This window comes from Roseburia sp. 1XD42-34, from assembly GCF_009917385.1.
Classification (GTDB): Bacteria; Bacillota; Bacilli; order Bacillales; family Amphibacillaceae; genus Virgibacillus.
This window is the reverse complement of record NZ_QWLJ01000015.1, coordinates 52,237-73,417: the sequence shown is the minus strand read 5'-3', so window position 1 is coordinate 73,417 and position 21,181 is coordinate 52,237. Positions and strand designations below refer to the sequence as shown.

Annotated in this window: 16 protein-coding genes; 7 read left to right on the top strand and 9 right to left on the bottom strand. The window is 38.0% G+C overall.

The window, feature by feature from the left end; all coding sequences use genetic code 11:
* Positions 1–33 precede the first annotated feature (33 nt).
* A complete protein-coding gene (locus D1839_RS10495) occupies positions 34–582 on the top strand; it encodes a helix-turn-helix domain-containing protein (protein ID WP_120379854.1) in 549 nt (182 codons plus the stop codon).
* A 152-nt stretch (positions 583–734) separates the two neighbouring features.
* Here D1839_RS10495 and D1839_RS10490 read toward each other — a convergent pair whose 3' ends face one another.
* The 5 genes from D1839_RS10490 to D1839_RS10470 all read right to left on the bottom strand — a co-directional run bounded on the left by D1839_RS10490 (position 735) and on the right by D1839_RS10470 (position 7,310).
* Positions 735–1,355, bottom strand: a complete 621-nt coding sequence (locus tag D1839_RS10490; protein ID WP_199690066.1) for a helix-turn-helix domain-containing protein — start codon at positions 1,353–1,355, stop codon at positions 735–737.
* A 250-nt stretch (positions 1,356–1,605) separates the two neighbouring features.
* On the bottom strand, positions 1,606–3,273 hold the full coding sequence (locus tag D1839_RS10485; protein ID WP_120379853.1) for a glycoside hydrolase family 13 protein: 1,668 nt from the start codon (positions 3,271–3,273) through the stop codon (positions 1,606–1,608).
* 302 nt (positions 3,274–3,575) lie between these two features.
* Positions 3,576–4,364 carry an endonuclease/exonuclease/phosphatase family protein gene (locus tag D1839_RS10480; RefSeq protein ID WP_120379852.1) on the bottom strand — a complete coding sequence of 263 codons (789 nt, stop codon included), beginning with the start codon at positions 4,362–4,364 and terminating at the stop codon, positions 3,576–3,578.
* A complete protein-coding gene (locus D1839_RS10475; RefSeq protein ID WP_120379851.1) occupies positions 4,361–6,016 on the bottom strand; it encodes a PTS transporter subunit IIBC in 1,656 nt (551 codons plus the stop codon). Before D1839_RS10475 ends, D1839_RS10480 begins: the two co-directional genes overlap by 4 nt.
* 391 nt (positions 6,017–6,407) lie before the next feature.
* Positions 6,408–7,310, bottom strand: coding sequence for a hydroxymethylglutaryl-CoA lyase (locus D1839_RS10470; protein ID WP_120379850.1), 903 nt, complete (start codon positions 7,308–7,310; stop codon positions 6,408–6,410).
* Positions 7,311–8,235: 925 nt separating this feature from the next.
* Between D1839_RS10470 and D1839_RS10465 the strand changes: the two genes are divergently transcribed.
* The 4 genes from D1839_RS10465 to D1839_RS10450 all read left to right on the top strand — a co-directional run bounded on the left by D1839_RS10465 (position 8,236) and on the right by D1839_RS10450 (position 11,186).
* Entirely contained in the window at positions 8,236–8,739 is a 504-nt protein-coding gene (locus D1839_RS10465; RefSeq protein WP_166554449.1) for a MerR family transcriptional regulator, read from the top strand.
* A gap of 38 nt (positions 8,740–8,777) precedes the next feature.
* Positions 8,778–8,984 (top strand): YkvS family protein, encoded by a 207-nt coding sequence (locus D1839_RS10460; protein WP_050350152.1) that lies wholly within the window; start codon positions 8,778–8,780, stop codon positions 8,982–8,984.
* Positions 8,985–9,323: 339 nt separating this feature from the next.
* Positions 9,324–10,109: an enoyl-CoA hydratase-related protein gene (locus D1839_RS10455; RefSeq protein ID WP_120379848.1), complete on the top strand. Its 786-nt coding sequence runs from the start codon at positions 9,324–9,326 to the stop codon at positions 10,107–10,109.
* A 21-nt stretch (positions 10,110–10,130) separates the two neighbouring features.
* The gene (locus D1839_RS10450; RefSeq protein ID WP_120379847.1) at positions 10,131–11,186 is read left to right on the top strand and encodes an enoyl-CoA hydratase/isomerase family protein; all 1,056 of its coding nucleotides are present in this window, start codon (positions 10,131–10,133) and stop codon (positions 11,184–11,186) included.
* 83 nt (positions 11,187–11,269) lie between these two features.
* Here D1839_RS10450 and D1839_RS10445 read toward each other — a convergent pair whose 3' ends face one another.
* From D1839_RS10445 to D1839_RS10435, 3 genes are all read right to left on the bottom strand, one after another.
* Positions 11,270–12,730 carry a CoA-acylating methylmalonate-semialdehyde dehydrogenase gene (locus D1839_RS10445; protein WP_120379846.1) on the bottom strand — a complete coding sequence of 487 codons (1,461 nt, stop codon included), beginning with the start codon at positions 12,728–12,730 and terminating at the stop codon, positions 11,270–11,272.
* Positions 12,727–13,623, bottom strand: coding sequence for an NAD(P)-dependent oxidoreductase (locus D1839_RS10440; protein ID WP_120379845.1), 897 nt, complete (start codon positions 13,621–13,623; stop codon positions 12,727–12,729). Before D1839_RS10440 ends, D1839_RS10445 begins: the two co-directional genes overlap by 4 nt.
* A 113-nt stretch (positions 13,624–13,736) precedes the next feature.
* Positions 13,737–15,392, bottom strand: coding sequence for an acyl-CoA dehydrogenase family protein (locus tag D1839_RS10435; RefSeq protein ID WP_199690065.1), 1,656 nt, complete (start codon positions 15,390–15,392; stop codon positions 13,737–13,739).
* Positions 15,393–15,923: 531 nt separating this feature from the next.
* Between D1839_RS10435 and D1839_RS10430 the strand changes: the two genes are divergently transcribed.
* Positions 15,924–16,841: a class I SAM-dependent methyltransferase gene (locus D1839_RS10430; protein WP_120379843.1), complete on the top strand. Its 918-nt coding sequence runs from the start codon at positions 15,924–15,926 to the stop codon at positions 16,839–16,841.
* Between the two features lie 320 nt (positions 16,842–17,161).
* Here D1839_RS10430 and D1839_RS10425 read toward each other — a convergent pair whose 3' ends face one another.
* The gene (locus D1839_RS10425; RefSeq protein WP_199690064.1) at positions 17,162–18,928 is read right to left on the bottom strand and encodes a sigma 54-interacting transcriptional regulator; all 1,767 of its coding nucleotides are present in this window, start codon (positions 18,926–18,928) and stop codon (positions 17,162–17,164) included.
* A 1,272-nt stretch (positions 18,929–20,200) separates the two neighbouring features.
* Here D1839_RS10425 and D1839_RS10420 point away from each other — a divergent pair.
* Positions 20,201–20,968, top strand: a complete 768-nt coding sequence (locus D1839_RS10420; RefSeq protein WP_120379841.1) for a tyrosine-protein phosphatase — start codon at positions 20,201–20,203, stop codon at positions 20,966–20,968.
* Positions 20,969–21,181 lie beyond the last annotated feature (213 nt).

Here is a 21,181-nt window from a genome sequence, read left to right as displayed (position 1 = left end):
TACAAAAAATCATAGTTTAAAGGAGGCTAATCTATGACACAAACCACACATATTGGAAAAAAAATAAACAAACTACGCAAACGAAAAAAAATCACGTTAAAAATCATCTCTCAGCAAACTGGATTATCGATTAGCTTTTTATCACAATTAGAGCATGGAAAAACATCTGCTACTTTAGAGTCCCTTAAAAAAATTTCCGAATCGTTAGGAGTAAATCCTAGTTATTTTTTTAGTGAAACAAACGAAAAATCGCGTTCAGCAATTACTAGAAATATTGTAGATACGACGAATTTAACAGAGAATCGCTTTATTTATAAAGATTTGTCTGGTGGGATGAAAGATCCGGCGTTTATTCCCAATTTAATCATTCTTGATCCAGGCGCAAATCGCGGAAATAACTTTTCACATAAAGGTCAGGAGTTTTTGTACGTATTAGAAGGAACCCTAACGATTGAGGTAGATGATTACGTAGATGTTTTACAACCATATGACTGCGTATTTCTCGATTCTTCTAAACCACACTATTGGTATAATAAAACGGATAAGCCAATTAAATTTTTATGTATTTCTTCAACGGACTGAATATAATCAGTGAAACAAAAGCTTGAATACTTACAAAAGCTAACGTTACGTGTGTTTTCTCCCCTTTTCCATGGCTCCAAAATAGTCCACTATGCTACCCACTACAGCGTAGGTAAGAAAAGATGCAGCTTAGCTTTTGCTTCACTGATTTGTTACAGATTATTATCAATGAAAATGGTCAGCACTCGTGCTGGCTCATTGTTGACTGGAATAAACAAATGGGGTTTATCCCCTTTAAAATAGGCACTATCTCCTTGTTCCATATAGTGTTTTTTACCTTCATAACGCAAATGGATAGCGCCTTCCAAAACATAGATAAATTCATCTTGGGAATGGGTATAAGACTCTTCTCTAACATTCATATCTCTGGGTGTAACATGAACAATGGTTGGCTCAACTCCTGTAAACTGGGAACGATTAGCAAGTAATTCATAGGAATATCCCATATTATCGTCTCCCACCTTAAATTGTCGTTTGTTGCGAGGAAGTAGTACGAGATCACGATCTTCATGATCATCTAGTAGCCACGATAACGGAACCTTTAATGCTTCGCTTATTTTAGACAATGTAGCAATCGCTGATGCTGTTTGCCCGTTTTCTATTTTAGATAGCAAACTTTTTGATATGCCACATTCATCTGCAACCTGTTGCTGTGTTTTCTTTGCCCGTAAACGCATATGTTTTATTTTTGCACCAATATTATTCAGATTTATGGTAACTCTCTCCTTCCGCTTTTTAGTTCCTACCATTTTTGAGGTTGTACGAGTTTGCAAAAGCAATTATTACTACATTTATTAAACTTTAGTAGCAGATGCATGCTTTCAATTATAAAGCAGTTATAGAAAGCTTTCGTTATCATTGCCATACTTTTAAATATATTTAATCATAGAATAGAAGAAAATGGACGTCAAATCTTACTTTGAATTTTTGCCTGCTTTATCATGCCCTATCCGATAAAGTCTAGATAAACAAAGAAGTTAGGTTGTCCGTTTCTATGACAACCTAACCTCTTTGTTTGCTACATTAAACTAATTCATACACTCTGGCTTCATATGGTTTTAAGTGGATATAATTGATTGAATCAGCTGTTTCCACAGCATAATTGCCAAGCAGCAGTTTTCCATTTCTTGATTGAAGAGACTCTGGTAAAACAAACTCCGTTTCTTCAGCAAATAGATTCGTAATGATTAATACTTGTTGATTAGCTTGCGTTCTTGTATACGCATATATTTGATTGTGTTCTTCTAAAATAAGGTCATAATGTCCATAAACAAAGATGTCATTTTCCTTTCTTAACTGAACCAATTTACGATAATAATGGTAGATCGAATTTGGATCAGCTAGTTGGTCTTTGACATTAATTTGCTTATAGTTTGGATTCACCCTAAGCCATGGTGTTCCTGTAGTAAAGCCAGCATTTTCATAGTTACTCCACTGCATTGGTGTTCTTGAATTATCGCGACTGTTTTTCCAAATAATTTCCATAATCTCTTCGTGGCTTTTGCCATTTTCCAGCTCTTCAGCATACAAATTTTTGATGGAAACATCATTATAATCTTCAATAGAATCAAATTGCACATTGGTCATACCGATTTCTTGACCTTGATAAATAAATGGTGTTCCTTGCATCAAGAAGTAAAGTGTAGCTAAACATTTTGCAGATTCCTGCCAATACGCTTTGTCATTCCCCCAAGTAGATACAGAGCGAGGCTGGTCATGGTTTTCTAAAAATAAAGCATTCCAGCCATTTTGTTCCAAGCCTTTTTGCCATTTTGTTAATATCTGTTTCAACGCGTGAATGTCTAAACCACCGGAAATGCTTGTGCCCCAAAGATCGAGATGTTCAAATTGGAATACCATATTAAATTTTCCTTGTTCTTCACCAACCCATAAATGCGCATCTTCGATTGTAACACCATTTGCTTCGCCGACAGTCATAATATCATATTTCGCAAATGTTTCTTGTTTTAATTCTTCTAAAAAGGTATGAATCCCTTCTTGGTTCATGTGACCTGCAAATGAAGGAGCATATTTTTTGTTCTCTGGATTTGGTACATCTGGAAAACCTGGTTTCTTTTTAATATGAGAAATAGCATCAACACGGAAGCCGTCGATTCCCTTATCAAGCCACCAGTTAACCATATTATACAAGCTTTGGCGTACTTCTGGGTTTTCCCAATTTAAATCCGGCTGTTTTCTTGAGAAAACATGTAAATAATAGGCTTCTGTTTTGGCGTCATATTCCCATGCTGACCCGCCAAATATAGAAGCCCAATTATTTGGCTCCTGACCATTTTTGCCTTCATGCCAAATGTAATAATCCCGATATGGGTTATCCCTTGATGATCTTGATTCAATAAACCAAGGGTGTTCGTCAGATGTATGATTAATAACTAAATCCATAATTAACTTCATTCCACGTTGATGAACTTCTACCAATAATTGATCAAAGTCTTCCATCGTACCGAATTCAGCCATTATTGCTTGATAATCACTAATATCGTATCCATTATCATCATTTGGCGATTGATAAACGGGACTCAGCCAAATTACATCAATGCCCAAATCCTTTATATAGTCTAGCTTATTAATGACACCTTGAATATCACCAATTCCATCGCCATTGGAATCCATAAAGCTACGTGGGTAAACTTGGTAAGCGGTTGCCTCTTTCCACCAAATTTTTTTCATTGCTGTCTACTCCTTCTTCGATTTGCTTTTTATATTGTTAGTTATTAAAGTATTAAAAATATATAAAGTTGTATCTTTAACCAGTGGAGGTTTTCATTCATCCCCCACGGTTTGCTAATACGTAGTGGCATGACCTAAAGACCTCTTACGAAATAGGGCATCTAGGTGCTGTTGTTTCCCATTTAGACTTGTGGCAGCATAGTTTTATCCAGCTCTTGAAGTGAGAATCTTACAGCACCTTATATAATGGATAGACTAGATTGTTTATTCCCTTCAATACTATACGTAGTGTCTTTCCTCCCTTACAACTTAATGGTTGCCTCGACCCCAAAATGATCAGAAATAATGGGCAAATTCACTCCATTAAAAACGACTTGGGACCGAATAACGTTTACCTTCTCAGAAGCAAAAATATAATCAATGCGCTTTTCCGTATTACTATTTGTCCAGCCTGCAATATCACCCTGTACAGTGATACCAGCATCCTTTTCTTTTGCCAATTGATACGTATCGTAATAACCTAACTGTTGAATATAATCATATCCTTCATTTTCTGTTGCAGCTTCATTATTAAAATCACCAGCTAAGAAATGGGGGCGATCACTAAAGACACAATGTACCAATTGATCCATTTGCCTCTGGAAAGGCTCGGACTTATCATTCCACCACCCCATATGACAGGAATAAAAATCAAGCACTTTTCCGTCTATATCAATGGTCATGCCAACTGCTTTCCGAGCTTTCCAATAGGACAGATCTTGACTCTCGCTTACAAAAAATGACTGCTTGCTGATCACCTTGTGCTTTGTTAATAAAGCAATTCCTTCTTCATACTGATCATAGGCGATATGTGCATAGTCCCAGACAAATTCATAGGTGGATCCTAACGCTTGTAATTCCTGCTGTAACAAAAGAATAAAGTTATCTTCTTTTAACTCTCCGCTTATACGCCTAGCTGCAATGGACTGACTCACTTCCTGCAATGCAATTACATCATAAGATTGTTTATGAATTGCTTGTGCTAAAATAGCCAGTTTTTCTAATTGCGCTTCTTCCTGCCAAGAATGGCAATTTAACGTTAATACCTTCACGATTCATCCTCCAAATAATCCTGCACTTTCGATTTCAAGACATCCGCTTTAGGTCCATATATAGCTTGAATACCCGTTCCTTTTACGACAAGTCCCATTGCGCCTGTTTTCTTCCAATCAGTTTCTGGAGCAACTTGTTTTACATCTTTCAATGACACACGTAAGCGAGTCATACATGCATCTACTTCGTCAATATTTTCTTTACCACCTAACATATGAACAATCGTAATTACTTCTTCATCCCCTTGTTGAGCCGCTCCTTTTTCACCATTTTCGATCGTTGTTACAGTATCATCATCCGAATAATTTCCAGCTCGTCCAGGCGTCGATAAGTTTAATTTCTTGATGAAAAAATAAAATAAGAAATAACTAAATATGAAAAACACAAGACATGTGAGTACAAAATTGATGACATCCCCAATAAGCCCTGCATTGATTGCCATTGGTAACCGTGTAAAAAATTCGACTAAACCAAAAGAATGCAAACGCAGATGGATCAGATCAGCAACGGCAAAACTTAAACCTGCTACAACAGCATAGACAAAATAAAGCAATGGAGCTGCGAACATAAACATAAATTCAAGCGGCTCTGTTACACCGGTAATGAATACTGCAATACCCGCAGAAAAGAACATGGATTTATATTTTGCGCGCTTGTCCTTATCCACATTACGATACATCGCTAATGCTGCACCCATTAACACTGCCGTTGATAAAATCATTTGCCCCATCTTAAACCTGGCTGGGGTTACGTCTTGTAATAAACTATTATATGCTTCCATATCCCCAGCAGATTTTAAATTAACCAAATCAGATACCCAAGCTAACCATAATGGATCTTGTCCAGCTACGGTATCACCTGCTGTAGCTCCTGTCAAAATCGTATACGTCCCACCTAGTTCGGTATAATTGATTGGAACAGTTAACATATGATGCAAACCGAATGGTAGTAAGAGACGTTCCAGCATCCCCATCGCAAATGGTGCTAAGAATGGCGCTGAATCTTTTGAGCTTGCAAGCCAAATCCCAAAATCATTAATTAATCCTTGGATAAATGGCCAAACAATAGACATAACAAAAGCAATGATAACAGACCATAGGATTACTACAAAAGGAACAAATCGCTTGCCATTAAAAAAAGATAAAGCTTGGGGTAATTTACTATAATTGTAATATTTGTTATAAATGATCGCCCCGGCAAATCCCGAAATAATCCCGATGAATACTCCCATATTAAGCGCTGGAGCTCCTAAAATGGTTGTAAAGTAATTATCTACAACTAGATCACTGCCAAACAGGGACGTGACCGTAGCTTCGGTTTCCGTAAACATATCATTTGTTACACCAAAAACGACGCCAGTAATTCGGTTCATTAAAATAAATGCGAGTAGTGCAGCAAAGGCTCCTCCTGCTTTTTCTTTCGCCCATGCTCCTCCAATAGCAACTGCAAATAATATATGTAAATTATTTATAATCGCCCAACCTATGTCTTCCATCACTTTACCAGCAGTTAGAATAAACGAAATATCTCCAGTCATCGCAAGAACTTTTCCTAGTGAGATCATAATTCCAGCAGCTGGCATAACTGCAACTACAACGAGCAGCGCTTTTCCTAATTTTTGCCAAAAATCAAATGAAAACATCTTCTTCATGTTGCCTTCCCCTCTCCATCGTAATAAAAACAGCCATTTTGTGCAATCGTTTGCTAGCGTCATATTGGCTTACATACACTTAAATTAGTTGTAAGTTCTTTATAAACAGCTTAGTAATAAGCTCGAACTTTACTGTTTATAAAACCACCTGCATTATTTATGCAAACGATTGCGCTAGTCGCAGTACCATCATATAGGAGAAAATAAATTAGGTCAACACCTAATTTAAATTATTTTTAAATAGAAATTAGTAGACTGCTTGGAGAGAGAATAAAAAATCCCCCGTTTTCATAAATTGTAGTAATGAAAACTACAACGAAGAAACGAAGGAAGGTGTTTTTTATTCGTATCATCCAATTATTAGAAAAACTTGGCTTGTCGCCAAGTTTTTCTAATAATTGGATGCCTGAAAGGCTACCGTTTTACTCGGTAGCTGTTTGCCAAGTTTATCTTGAATATATAGAGCAGCTTGTTGCATTTTCTCTTCTTTAATACCGGTTTTGATGCCCAGACCATGCAACAGATAGAGGACATCATTTGTTGCCACATTCCCTGCCGCTCCTTTTGCATATGGACAACCTCCCAAGCCTCCAACTGAACTGTCAAAGTGTGTAATGCCATACTGCAGGGACGTCAGAATATTTGCTATTGCCATTCCTCGCGTATCATGGAAATGAAGAATTAATTGTTCCGGATTAAAACGAGGCAGCATTCGTTCCAACAAACTCTCGACCTGGGAAGGTACTGCTGTCCCAATTGTATCTCCCAATGAAATTGCATCTACCCCATTGGCAATCAGCTGATCACATACACGAAGTACTTGCTCCGGCTCCACCTTCCCTTCATAGGGACAATCAAAAACGGTTGACACATAACCAGTCACATTCTTACCTGCCGTCTTTGCTTCTCTGATTACTTCGCGTAATACGGGATACGTTTCTGCAATCGTTTTATTAATATTCTTTTTGTTATGTGTTTCACTGACAGACATGAATACAGATGCTCCATCAATTCCCGCTTCTAAAGCATGTTCTAATCCCTTTAGATTTGGAACAAGTGCAGAATAAAACACATTTTTATTTCGCTTTATTTTTCTGCCTACTTCTCGAGCATCTTTTAATTGAGGAATCCATTTCGGGTGTACAAATGAAGAATATTCAATCTCTCCAATTCCAGATTCTGATAACATATTAATCCATTTCACCTTATCTTCTGTATCAATAAACACCTTCTCATTTTGCAAACCATCTCTTGGACCTACTTCCTTAAGATGAATAAAATCAGGATAATTCATTTCCCTCCCCCTCTCTTCACAGAAGACGACCTTCCTTATGCCAAAGCTTTTTCATACAACTAGCTGTCACTTTAAATTTCAACCTTTATATGGAAGATCGTCTTCACAGAAGACGACCTTCCTTATGCCAAAGCTTTTTCATACAACTAGCTGTCACTTTAAATTTCAACCTTTATATGGAAGATCGTCTTCACAGAAGACGACCTTCCTTATGCCAAAGCTTTTTCATACAACTAGCTGTCACTTTAAATTTCAACCTTTATATGGCGTTCGGGATATGCTCACAGTAGGTTATATCTCGTACCCTTCCGAAGAAGAGCACCCCTAAAAGAATGCGTTTTCAATATAAAGTAGGCTATTAAGGTTGATTTATCACTCCAATATAAGCAAACCTCCTCATTATTTGTTCACATCATAAAGGTACGACCTAGTTCTCCAAACAGGGTCAACCAATTAACTAGCAACTGATTTCTAGAGTTATCCTTGGTTTTCAACTTGTTAGCACATGGAAGGGCCGAGCTTCCTTCCAGTTACATAGCGAATTAATAAATTCCTTAGCCTGTCGTAAACATTCGCTTCGCTGTATTTAATTACATAAGTATTCGATTCAGTTTCCTTTTATTCAACATTGTTGAATAAAGTATATTACAAAAATTCAGGTATCGTCAACCAATTATTAATTTTTTCCTATATACATCTTTGTTTAAATGCTTCTTCCACCACTCTTTACACCACTGTATGCAATCTACCTCCTTTCATCTCAGAAAAATTACTTATTTATTCCACAATTTTTACATAATACTACCATGTCCATGCAATATCATATATCATGTAATTTATTTTGCGGGTAAAGTATATCTTATAATAAGTAATCAAAAAGCGAGGAAACAAGCGCCAACGTAGATATCCAGGACACATTTTTAGTGTGCTTTTTGATCAACTTCATATAACCTTACCTAAGAAAGTGGTGACATTAGTGGAATTACTAAGCCTTCAAGGATTATCACATATTGTAGGTGTTCCACCATCCATTCTGACAACATGGGTAAAACAATTTGCCATGTATGTTCCCAAAGTTCAAGAGGAAGAAGGCAATTTTTATCTTCCTGAAGCAATCGATGTTTTAAAATACATTAAACAATGTAAAGAAGAACGGTATAGTTGTACCGAGATTGAAAATTTATTAGTAACAGAATACGCGACCCTAGACAAACATAATCTTGAAAACAAGGCCACCCCGGGAGTTTATCAGGCAGATGATAAAGAAACCATTCGTTGTATGATGCAAACAATTGGCTTAACCGTATCCAATATGAATCAATTATCTGAATCATTCCATGCATTGGAACACAAATATAGAGAGCAAACAAGAGAATTAAACGAATTAAAAAAACAATTAAAGCTGCTTCACAGCAAGCAAATTCATTAAATTTTATGCGGGTTTTTTCGATGAAGAGGAGGTATATTATGTTTAAGCCCGATACAAAAACTGCCAAGCCAGGAGATATAATCGAATTTAAAAAGGAAGATGTTGTATTACAAGGAAAAGTGCTACCTTCAAGTTGCAAGCGTAGTATTATTGTTGATATTTCAGAAGCACATAATTTAACTCAATTAAATCACAGCTTCTCTACGACCGTCGTAGCTCATAAAAATTACCGCGTTATTGGCTAAGCCGCCTAATTTTAACTTTCGGTCATCGCTTTGCCAAAATAATTGCATTGTTTTCCGTTTGGACAACATATCAAAGCGATCAATAAAGATGAGAGATGAATAGTAATTTGTAGAATCACTTTTATATCATGTATAATTGTATAGACAGTTATACATGATTTTTTTATGAAATGGAACTCGGTCCTCATTGTAAAGGGAACAGAAAAACAACAAATCAACGAATTCAAAGCTTCTGCGCGCCTCTCCCATCTTTTACTTGATGCGCTACGTAAGCTTTGGCATAGGATTTGCTTTGTTTATACAAAAGCAATTTTTGCATGAAATAAGGAGGAGCTTGATATGGAATTAAATCATCTAACAGTAACCTATGAAGAACACATTGCTATTTTGACATTAGATTCACCGCCGGCAAACGCACTATCTTCAGCTATGATTGCGGAAATGCGGACAACACTCCAACAAATTGAAAATCAATCCGATGTACACGCCATTATTTTAACTGGTGCTGGAAAATTTTTTGCAGCTGGTGCGAATATTAAAGAATTTGTACCTGCCATGGGAGACTATCAAAAAGGAATTCATATGTCTAAAGCAGGGCAGGACCTATGTAATGAATTAGAAGCTATGAAAAAACCTGTTATCGCAGCAATAAATGGACCAGCACTCGGCGGGGGGCTAGAAGTAGCCATGGGCTGCCACTACCGAATTGCCTCGAATAAGGCAACAGTTGGTTTACCTGAAGTGAAACTCGGCCTTGTCCCATCATTCGGTGGAACACAACGACTTACCCGTATTACTGGCGTAGCAACGGCATTAGAGTTAATCCTTACCGGGAAACATATTGATAGTTATCAAGCACAGGAATTAGGGATTGTTCAAGTCACAGTTGCCGCGGATGAACTAATGGCTGCTGCTAAAACAATTGCTCACTCCTTTGTTGCAGGGAATAGTATGCAAAGTGTTACAAGAGCGGTCGAAAGCGTTGTACAAGGCGCACGAAAATCTTTTGCAGATGGCTTACAAAGGGAAAACGAAATCTTCGGGGAGTTATTCTTAACAGCTGACGCTAAGGAAGGAGTTCAAGCATTTGTTGAGAAGCGTAAGCCTGATTTTCACCACCAATAATACATAGGAGGTAACGTAACGATGAGCGAGGTTTTACTTTCCAAACTAGAGCATGGAATTGCAACCATTACATTAAATCGACCAAAAGCGATTAATTCTTTAACGATAGATATGCTTCTACCCATTCACGATGCGTTATTAGCATGGGAAAAAGATCCTGATGTGCGTATTGTCATCTTAAAGGGAGAAGGCCAAAAAGGATTTTGTGCAGGTGGCGATATAAAAACATTATATCACGCAAAAGAAAACCATAAAGCTTTTGAAAAAGCGGTAGAATTTTTCCGGATCGAATATGCTACAGACAAGCTTGTAGCTAATTTCCCTAAGCCTATCATCGCGTTACTTGATGGCGTTGTAATGGGTGGAGGTGTCGGGCTTTCATACGGAGCAAGCCACCGCATTATAACAGAAAAAACGAAATGGGCGATGCCTGAGATGAACATTAGCTTCTTCCCAGATGTTGGTGCAGCTTATTTCCTTAATCAAGCTCCTGGTTATGCAGGACGATATTTAGCTCTGACATCCAATATCATAACAGCCGAGGATATATTATACGCCAATGCTGGTGATTACTATGTAAGAGAAACACAATTACAGCATTTGATAGAAGCAATCTATGCTATCAATTGGTTACAGGAAGCGGATGTAGAGCCAAAATTAGCCCAACTAATCCAGAACGTTGAAAGCACCCCAGAAGGTAAAAGCTTATTATCTAACAATCAGGAACAGATCGATCGGCACTTTTCATTTCAAACCATTGAAGAAATCATTGAGTCTCTTAACTCGGATTCTGACCCATTCGCTGTCAAGACAAAAGATACAATACTATCCAAATCGCCTATTTCCTTGAAAGTTACGTTGGAACAGCTCATACGCGGAGAAAACAAGTCGCTCGCTGCTTGTCTAGAAACCGATCTTATCATTGCGCAGAACTTCTTAAAAACAAACGACTTTTATGAAGGAGTGAGATCTGTTGTTATCGATAAAGATAAACAGCCTGTCTATCAATATAAGCAGTTATCTGACATACCTCATTCCCTAGTTGAATCTTTTTTTCAAGCTGAAGAGGGAAGATAGGGTTTTGCGTAATGGCGTAGAAAAGCCTGCTTTTCGTGGGTGTTAATCACGGAAAGCAGGCTAATTCTAATTACATAATCCTGTTAAAACCAGCGCTCTGTTACCACTTTCTTTCTCGTATAAAATTGCACACCATCTTTTCCATTCGTTCCTAAATCCCCATAAAATGAGGCTTTATTTCCAGCAAATGCAAAGAAAGCCATTGGTGCAGGTACGTTTACATTTACACCAATCATACCAGCATCAATCTGCTCACGAAATGTTTGTGCAGACTTCCCGCTTGTTGTATAAATCACAGCTCCATTTGCAAATTCCGATTGATTTGTAAGCTCAATGCCCTCTTGTAAATCTTTCACGCGAACAACACTTAATACAGGGGCAAAAATTTCATCCTGCCAAATGGTCATATCTGGTGTAACATGATCAAAAATAGTCGCACCGACGTAGTAACCATCTGGTGTCTCTTCCTTAATGGTTCTTCCGTCTACTAAGAGCACAGCACCTTCCTCTACTCCTTTGTCAATATAACGCACCACTTTATCTTTATGAGACTGACGAATTAATGGACCGACAAATGTCGTTTCATCTAAACCGTCACCAGACTTTAATTTCTTCGTTTCTTCTATTAATAATTCCAAAAAACCGTCGGCAATTTCATCTACAACCGCTACGACAGAACAAGCCATGCAACGCTCACCACTACTTCCGAATGCTGCACCAATAACCCCTTGCACCGTCTTTTCCAAATTACAATCTGGCATGACAATAGCGTGATTTTTTGCACCTGCCAACGCTTGCACGCGCTTTCCATGTGCAGTACCAGTCTGATACACATGTTGTGCAACTGGTTCTGAACCCACAAAGGAAATAGCCTCAATATCCGGGTGTTCCAATACGCGATTGACGACATCTTTTCCACCATGCACCAGATTCAGAACTCCATCAGGGAAGCCAGCTTCATAAAATAACTCCACTAACCGTTCTGCTAGTACCGGCGTTCTTTCTGACGTTTTTAACACAAATGTATTTCCACAAGCAATGGCTAGCGGATACATCCAAAGCGGGACCATCATTGGAAAGTTGAACGGTGTAATTCCTGCGACTACACCTAGCGGATAACGCCAAATAGATCCATCAATACCGCTCGCGATCTGTGGCAGCGCGTCACCCATCATTAGATTTGGGGTTGAAGTGGCCAATTCTACAACTTCAATCCCCCGTTGCACTTCTCCCCTTGCGTCTTGTAATGATTTTCCATTTTCTAACGTAATGGTTTTTGCTAATGTCTCTTTATGTTCTTTTAACAACTGCAAATAAGTAAATAATAAGCGTGAACGGTTAGGAACAGGTACATTAGCCCATTCTTCGTAAGCTACTTTGGCAGCAGCTACCGCCTGATCTACATCCTCTTTTGTAGATAGTACAACTTGTGCAATAATTTCGCCCGTTGCTGGGTTAGGAATATCTTGTCTTTCCGTACCAGTTGACGTAACCCATTTATTTCCAATATAATTTTTCATGACTTTCACTTCTTGAGAAATCATTTCGCAGCCTCCCTTTTATTCGATTGCTCGAATACCCGTTGATAAAGAACAGCCATATCCTGATCTCCATAGCCTTCTTTTTCCACTTGTTGATATAAAGATAATAATGTTTTGCTCATTGGTAAGTCGAGTTGATTTCCTTCTGCAACTTGCATAGCAAACTCCAAATCTTTGCGCAATAACTTCAAAGAAAATCCAGGTTCATAGTCATTGTTAGCAATAAACGTCTGATAATTTCGTTCGTATATACGACTTTGCCCATAGCTAACATGGAGCATCGAATACAAATCATTTAAATCAATGTTTTTCTTATTGGCAATATGCAGTGCTTCACTTACTCCCGCTGTATAAAACCCGATTAGCAGATTGTTAATCAATTTCACAGTTGTACCACTATCAATTTGTTCATTCACATGAAAAACATTTCCGCCAATTACTTCGAAAACCGGTAAGACTTGCTTATATACAGATTTTTTTCCTCCGACCATAACGGTCAACGTTTGCTGTTCAGCGCCAATTACACCACCACTTACCGGTGCAGCGAGAAACGGAATGTCTTTTTCCTTGCACGCTTTATCAAGCATTTGATTTAGCTCAGGGGAGACAGTGCTTGTGTCAACCAATAGCTTACTGCTGTCACCTTGCTCAACTAACCCCCTTTCACCCAAAAACACTTCTTCAACCGCTTTCACTGATGGGAGGCTCGTCAAAATAACATCACTCACAGCCAGCACTTGATGGATACTCGTTGCAATTCCCCCACCTCGCTTCTTAAATGTAAGTGCAGCCTTTTCATTAATATCATATCCCGTAACCGAATAACCTTCTTTCACTAATCCTGTTGCCATGGGCAAGCCCATATTTCCTAAACCGATAAAGCCAATTCGCTTCATGCTCTTCCCCCTTTTTAATTACTTTTTCCCAAAGATATTTCGTACCCGTTTTTAGTGAGTTCACTTACGCATACAATGTCTCTATGAAGTAAAGGTTTCCATTGAAGTGGAGGTTAATAGCCGTTATGGTCAATAATCTCTTTGGCAATTGCCTGCTTCTTGGCAAATACATTCGAATACGTCACAGGTAATGAGCGGATATCGCTTATTTGTTCCTCATATTGTTCATTCTTGGTTGGGATAGAAGCCAAAAACATTGTGGTATGATTTTCAATACGCCTGAATGCTTCCTCACAAAGAACGTCGGTTAATTGCGTAGCTAACGAGTTCTTTTCCGATGCAGCTTTAATCTCTGCAGTCTTCATCAGATAAATATCTTCTAAAATGAGAGCTAATCGATGCAAATAAAATTGATTCATCTGCTGGAGATCACCTACTTCGGAAAGCGCATTCAAAACATAGTGCAACAACTGATTCGCATAACGAATAAACATATTTTCTTCATTTTCAGCAGGCGGAACGACGGAGTTATCTTTTGTATATTGCTTTAAAAATGCTTTAGCAATTGTGAGACGATTAATTTCATTCGTTCCTTCAAAGATTCGATTAATTCTGGCGTCCCTATAGATACGCTCTACTTCGTACTCTTGCATATATCCATACCCACCGTGGATTTGCACTGCTTCATCGATAACATAATCCAAGGCTTCTGAAGCTTTTACTTTATTAATAGAGCAAGCCATCGCATAGTTGCTTAGTCTTTCCAATATCTCTTCTGTATCTTGATCCAACTCGTCTAACATACTTGCAGTATAATACGCAGCACTTTCGGCTCCATAAATTTCAAGCGCCATATTAGCCAGTTTTTCCTGCACCATTTCAAAGTGAATAATTGGCTGCTTAAACTGTTTTCGTTCCTTCCCATATTCTACAGCAATACGAAGCGCTTGCTTAGCAGTCCCAATATTTGCAAAAGCGAGCTTTAAACGGGCGAGATTTAATATATTTAAAGCAATTTTATGTCCTTTCCCAACTTCGCCAAGAATGTAATCATTTGCCAATGAAACATCTTCTAAAATTAAGGTTGCTGTCGAAGAACCTTTGATCCCAAGCTTCTTTTCTTCTGGACCTATAGACACACCTGGTTGGTCACGCTCAACAATAAAAGCGGTAATTCCTTCTACGGTATTCGCAAATACGACGTACACTTGTGCAATGTGAGCGTTCGTTATCCATTGTTTTTCTCCATTTAATACCCATCCTGACTCTGTTTTCTTGGCAGTCGTTTTAGGAGACAGAGCATCTGATCCAGCATCTGGTTCTGTTAATGCATATGCACCGATCCACTCTCCGGAAACCAGTTTCGGTAAATAGCGGGCTTTTTGCTTTTCCGTTCCAAAATACACAAATGGTAATGTGCCCACACCTGTATGAATATTGAAAGATACGCTAAACGACCCACCATACCCCAATTTTTCAGCAATGACACCCGCTGTCCGCTTGCCCATTTCCAAACCACCGTAAGCTTCAGGTACTTCAGCTCCTAACAAACCTAGTTCACCTGTAGCTCGAAACAATTCACGAGCAACGTCATAATCATGTGCTTCTAGTTTATCTAAATTTGGAGCCACTTGTTCTTCCACGAACTTGTCGATCATCGAGGCGAGAAGCTCTTCTTCCTCAGCAAAAGGATTTACGGAATACTGCTGCAAAAAATACTGTTTATTTGGAAAAACAGGATACTTGTCATGAAAACTTAACTTTTCCACTGTTATCCCCCCTTTGTATTTATTGTTGCAAATTTCATACCAACATAAAAATTAGGAATAATAGGACAAAATAATTCAAGCACAGCCTTCCATGAAAACACAGCGCAATTGTTTCTATACATGAAATTTGTAAGCTAAATATCTCCTTATAGAAAAATACAACAGTTAAAATTGACCAACTGTCTAAACAGTTATACAAACACCCACTTTGTAAATTTACATTTTTTCAAAATTTGTTATTGAGAAACTGCAGGGTATTCAGAATGAGCTGCCGCTAAGGGCAACTTATGTAGGGCCCTTGACTCATTAATTACCTGATTACTCAAGAACAAACAACCAACAATGTTTCTAAAATTAATATATAGCATGTATGCCTAATGCCACACCTCTATTGAGTTATTATTATAAATCACAAGTTAAAATCTTGACAAAACAATACATTTATGCTATAATTTACATCTATAGTTTTTATGTGTATAATAAGATTCTCCTGGCCAGGGGGGATCTTATTTTTTATACGGAGGGTAACGAATGGAGCAAAATAAGTCTAGTATTACTTCCTTAATTTCAGCTTTCGCCCGAGCCTATCATAGCGCATATGACACGCCAAAGATTTTCAATGATTTTATTGCAAAAGACCTTATTTCCGAAGAAGAGTTTTCCAAGATAGGCGAAAATATGATTCAAGGTATATCGTTTATTAACCAAGATATTAGTCGAAAATTTCAAAATCAACCAGATGAAATTTTAAAATGGATAACTCAAGTGCAGCTATCCCCAACACCACTAGCACGTGCTGCGTTTTGTGAACAAGTATTACTTCATGAAGTGGCACTAGATGTAACACAATACGTCATTCTTGGAGCTGGATTAGATACTTTTTGCTTTAGGTATCCCGAGTTAGAAAACAGTCTCAAAATATTTGAAATAGATCATCCAGCTACTCAAGAATTTAAAAAGAAAAGATTAGCTAATGCACATTTGTACATTCCTAACCATCTTCACTTTATCCCGGTGGACTTCTCGAATAAATGGTCCGATCTAAGTCTCTTAGATGATGAATTTGATAATGGCAAAAAAACGTTCTTTAGCCTTCTAGGAGTTTCTTACTATATAACGAAAGAAGACATTTCCAGCTTGTTCAACCATTTATTTTCCCATGTTCCATCAGGAAGCTCCATCGTGTTTGATTATGCAGACGAAAAACTGTTTGAAGAAAAAGGAATGTACAACCGAGTTGAAAACATGCTAAAGATGGCATCGGCGGGTGAAGAACCGATGCAATCTTGCTTCTCTTATGAAGGACTCGAATATATGTTAGAAAAAGCAGGTCTACTCATTTATGAACACCTATCACCAACGGAGATAAATGAGCGTTTCTTCAACAATCGGTCAGACTATTTAACGGCATTTGAAACGATTCACTATATCCATGCTGTAAAGAAATAACTTTCATTTACATTCCGCCCAAGACGCAACTCATTGGGCGGTTTTTTTGATTTAGCATATTCTATTATTGCTCAACTTTGACATCTGTAATTTACATGATATGTGATCATCGATTTCTACCAAAATCAGTTCTATCCTTTGCTTGGTTTATAGTTCATCAATTTCTGCCAGCCACGTGCACATATAGCTGCTATTTCATCTACATGTGTCAACCGTCCCTTTCCAATAGAAACATCCATGCGTACACCTTTTTGCCAATTAATGTGGGTAACGAATTCTATCTGGCTGACGAAGACCTTTGTTTCAACATCGTATGTATTTTATAACTTTTTATAGCGGGCTAGTTTATTATACAAGGTTGACCTCGACACTCCTAATAGCTTAGCTGCTTTTGTTTTATTCCCCTGGACTTGCTTTAATGATTGCTCAATGGCTTCCTGTTCTTGTTTTGCAACTTCCTCTATGAGTTCTTTCTTCTGGTGGATGTGGCTTAGTGCTTTTCTTTTGTTGGTTACAAGAGAAAATGACTCTTGCATTGAATCGGGCAAATGATCAAACGTAATATGATTTCCGTCTGTTAATACAAATAACCGCTCTATCACATTCATTAGCTCACGAACATTACCTGGCCAATGATGCTGCTTCATCGTTTGTAATACTTGTTGATCAATTGTCTTCTCTGTTTCTTTATAGTGTTTCGCCAGTTGTTGCAGTTTGTGAGCGATTAAAATTGGCAAATCCCCCATTCGTTCACGTAATGGTGGTATATGTATCGGTATTACATACAGGCGATAATATAAATCTTCACGAAAGTCGCCGTCCCTCACCATTTGCTGCAAATTTTTATTTGTTGCTGTAATTAAGCGGAATTGTACGGAAATTGATTTTTTCCCACCGACCCGCTCAATTTTCTTGTCTTGTAGTACGCGTAATATTTTTGCTTGCATCTTAAATGGCATATCGCCAATTTCATCTAAGAAGATGGTACCTTGATGCGCTAATTCAAATTTACCTGGTTTCCCTTCTCGGTGAGCGCCTGTAAACGCCCCCTTTGCATAACCAAACAATTCAGACTCCATTAAACCATCTGGTATAGCAGCACAGTTCACACTTATAAAACTTCCACTTTGAACAGCGCTGGCATCATGAATAGCTTTAGCAAATTGTTCTTTTCCGACACCGCTTTCCCCTGTGAGCAATACCGGCGCGCTAGAAGCAGCAGCTTTTCGAGCAATTTTTTTTGCTTGAGAAAGTGATCGGCTTTCCCCTAAAATATCTTCAAATTTCACTGTCTCCATTTCTGTATTGTTTGAACCAATAAGGGGGCGATCTATCTGACTATTTTTATCCAACTGCTCCATTTTTTGAATCACTTGATATATTTCTGATACGCCCTCATATACCAATATACCCGCTGCGCCAATGACTCGATTGTTTTTCCATATTGGTATACGATGGACGACCAAATTTTGCCCTTGGAGCCGATGGGGTTGACTTCGTTCTGGAATGCCTGTTTTTAATACGACAGGCAATCTAGTGTTTTCGATCACCTCATCAGCCTTCTTTCCTATCGCCGCTTCCTTAGCTACTCCTACGTATCGACTATATGCTTGATTAAACAGTTGAATAACTCCTTGGTCATCTACAACTGTCAACCCCTCATAAGCTGTGTCAAAAACTAATTCATACCACTTCACTACCTCATTCATTTGCTTCACTGTATGCGTGAGATAATGTTGAAATAAAATCAATTCCTTTGTTGTCAGCTCTCCAACCAATTCTCCCATATTGCCATCCACTACATAAACAGGCACTTGATGAATATCATGCATATACGTACCTGCAAAAGCGGTAGCATAATGATGATGCATAATCGTCGCTACTGTTTTATCAACGTTTCCTGTTCTCAAATTTTTAAAAAGATCGTAGATAGATACAACACCTTGTATGCATCCTTCAAAAACAACTGGGATCTCGGTGATTGCGTGATCGCAGAACATCGCGGCAGCAGATTCAATAGATATGGACGGCGAAATAAATAACGGTGTCGTATTCATCCAATGTTCGACAAGTAAATCCTTTTTCAACGTAAATCTTCCTCCAGTCAGTAAAAAATGTATATCTGCAAGCATTACTCCTTCTTCAATTCAGAGCAAAGGAGCAAGCGCTCGTTTAGCAATGTAGTGAATGGAAAGAATCAAACGAGATAAATTCATCATGGTGCAGGTGACTAACCAAACGATGACTTATTATAAGGCGATTTCGTAAAGACGGATAGTTACTGATCGCGTTGGAACCGGACATAACTATGCGGTTATTTCGTTATCCATAAGCACACCTATTTTTATAGTTTCCTAAGCGAAATTAAAATGAACCATCTCAATTCTTAACAAATAATTGGGTGGACAAACTGAACTAAGTAATTCAATTTATCATTAGAACCACTTGTTACTCTCTCAGATTTAGTACGTAATAAAAAAGTCACGTTCTACTGCGAGCAACTAACAAATAATGCTCTATACAAAGATTGAGGGTGTTGTTAATACAATTTTTAACGTCCATTTGAAGTTGTTCAATCAATAGATGTATTTTTCTGAATTATAACACTGTTGATTTTAGACCGCAAATAGCTAGACTATATACATGAATTCGCTTTTCTTGAAGCAAAATAGTGCCAAAGGAGGTGCACTAATGGCTAAAGGTAAGACAAAATCTAAAAATAAAAGTAAACAGGAAATAAATGATATGAAACAGCAAAATAAATATAAACGCAATCGTCCTCCAGGTAATTAACCTACTCAAATACGCTTACCTTGCTGACCATCACTGTCCCACGGTAAGATTTGGTGCTTTTTTAGTTGCTACTTGTTCGTCAAGCAGTGCATCTCCATATAGTACTATCCATCGCTTAACGCTACAATAATGATGAGGTCAAATATGCGAGCTATGTCTCTGCTTGACTTTTCTCCCATTCACACTGACAATACTGGTAGAGTACGTGTTAAAAAAGAGAATTAGCTGTATTATGTATTAACCAATAAGCTAGATTGCAAATCAGTCATGGGCAATACGTTTTCGTAAGTAGGATCGTTGCTATAAAACCCTTCTATTTCTGCATAAACATGGAGAATAAACCACATCATATCTTTCAGTCCAGAATAAATATACCTAATATAGATGTTGCAACAAAATGCTTGCGAGCACAATTGCAATCCGTAAGCGCATCTATGAACTACACCGGTCTATGTTTCTTTTTTTCCTCTTTTTAAACACGTTTAAAAGCTATCATTTCACAAAAAGATTTATTACGATTAAACCATGCGCATGAAAATATTAACGTAGAGGCGAGGAGATTTAGTATGGAGAAGAATATGGTTGTACGAACTATTAACTTGGAAGGAAGCTTTAATTTTCGTGACTTAGGCGGTTACAAAACGCTATCTGGAAAAAAGGTTAAAACAGGGATATTGTACCGTTCAGGGAACTTGCAAAATATTACAGATAAAGATATCGAAAAAATAAAACAGACTGGTCTAAAAACAATATTCGATCTTCGAGGAAGTGACGAAGTAAAGAATTACCCTACTCCTTCGCTTCCGGGAATCATAACAAAGCATGTTCCATTAATTGAAATTGACAGAGATATGGTGCGACAACCTAAAGACCTAGCAAAGTACGCCGAATCTTTGCAAGATCCTGGGACAATATTAGAGAAACTCTATCGGGAAGTAACGAAAAACACGAAAGTATACAAAGACTTTTTCGCTACATTGCTTGCAGATCCTACGTCTCCAGTGTTATTTCATTGTATGGCTGGAAAAGATAGGACAGGTGTCATGGCGGCGTTAACCTTGCACACACTGGATGTACCAGATGAATTTATCTTTACAGATTACTTATATACAAACAACTATCTCGATGCTCTCCGCGCAAATTTACAGCCTGAAGCTGAACAAGTAGACCCAGCACTAATGCAAGCAATGCTAGAAGCTCGACGAGAATATCTACAAGCTTTTTTTGATGAAGTGCAGACACAATTTGGTTCCGTTGACCAATATATTCATGAAGCGATTGGCTTAAGCAAATCTGATGTAGAAACATTGCGTGCATCGTTACTCGTGGAATGATTGCCAAAAAATCAGGGAACTTTTTCATTCCTCTGTGGTCTTTTTTAATTACAGCTTAGCAGCGTTTATCGGATACAAGATACCACTACAAACTGAATCTTCCGACATCATGGGGGGAGATGTCCCCCCCTGTTTGTGATCAGTAGCCCACATGGGCTGTTACCTAAAGTCCCATGCAAATCCCGCCATTTAGTGATTTCATGTCATCTTACC

Excerpts from the sequence above, each read along its gene's own strand:
- D1839_RS10495 (WP_120379854.1), top strand. The coding sequence starts at position 34 with ATGACACAAACCACACATATTGGAAAAAAAATAAACAAACTACGCAAA.
- D1839_RS10485 (WP_120379853.1), bottom strand. The coding sequence starts at position 3,273 with ATGAAAAAAATTTGGTGGAAAGAGGCAACCGCTTACCAAGTTTACCCA.
- D1839_RS10475 (WP_120379851.1), bottom strand. The coding sequence starts at position 6,016 with ATGAAGAAGATGTTTTCATTTGATTTTTGGCAAAAATTAGGAAAAGCG.
- D1839_RS10470 (WP_120379850.1), bottom strand. The coding sequence starts at position 7,310 with ATGAATTATCCTGATTTTATTCATCTTAAGGAAGTAGGTCCAAGAGAT.
- D1839_RS10460 (WP_050350152.1), top strand. The coding sequence starts at position 8,778 with ATGTTTAAGCCCGATACAAAAACTGCCAAGCCAGGAGATATAATCGAA.
- D1839_RS10455 (WP_120379848.1), top strand. The coding sequence starts at position 9,324 with ATGGAATTAAATCATCTAACAGTAACCTATGAAGAACACATTGCTATT.
- D1839_RS10450 (WP_120379847.1), top strand. The coding sequence starts at position 10,131 with ATGAGCGAGGTTTTACTTTCCAAACTAGAGCATGGAATTGCAACCATT.
- D1839_RS10445 (WP_120379846.1), bottom strand. The coding sequence starts at position 12,730 with ATGATTTCTCAAGAAGTGAAAGTCATGAAAAATTATATTGGAAATAAA.
- D1839_RS10440 (WP_120379845.1), bottom strand. The coding sequence starts at position 13,623 with ATGAAGCGAATTGGCTTTATCGGTTTAGGAAATATGGGCTTGCCCATG.
- D1839_RS10430 (WP_120379843.1), top strand. The coding sequence starts at position 15,924 with ATGGAGCAAAATAAGTCTAGTATTACTTCCTTAATTTCAGCTTTCGCC.
- D1839_RS10420 (WP_120379841.1), top strand. The coding sequence starts at position 20,201 with ATGGAGAAGAATATGGTTGTACGAACTATTAACTTGGAAGGAAGCTTT.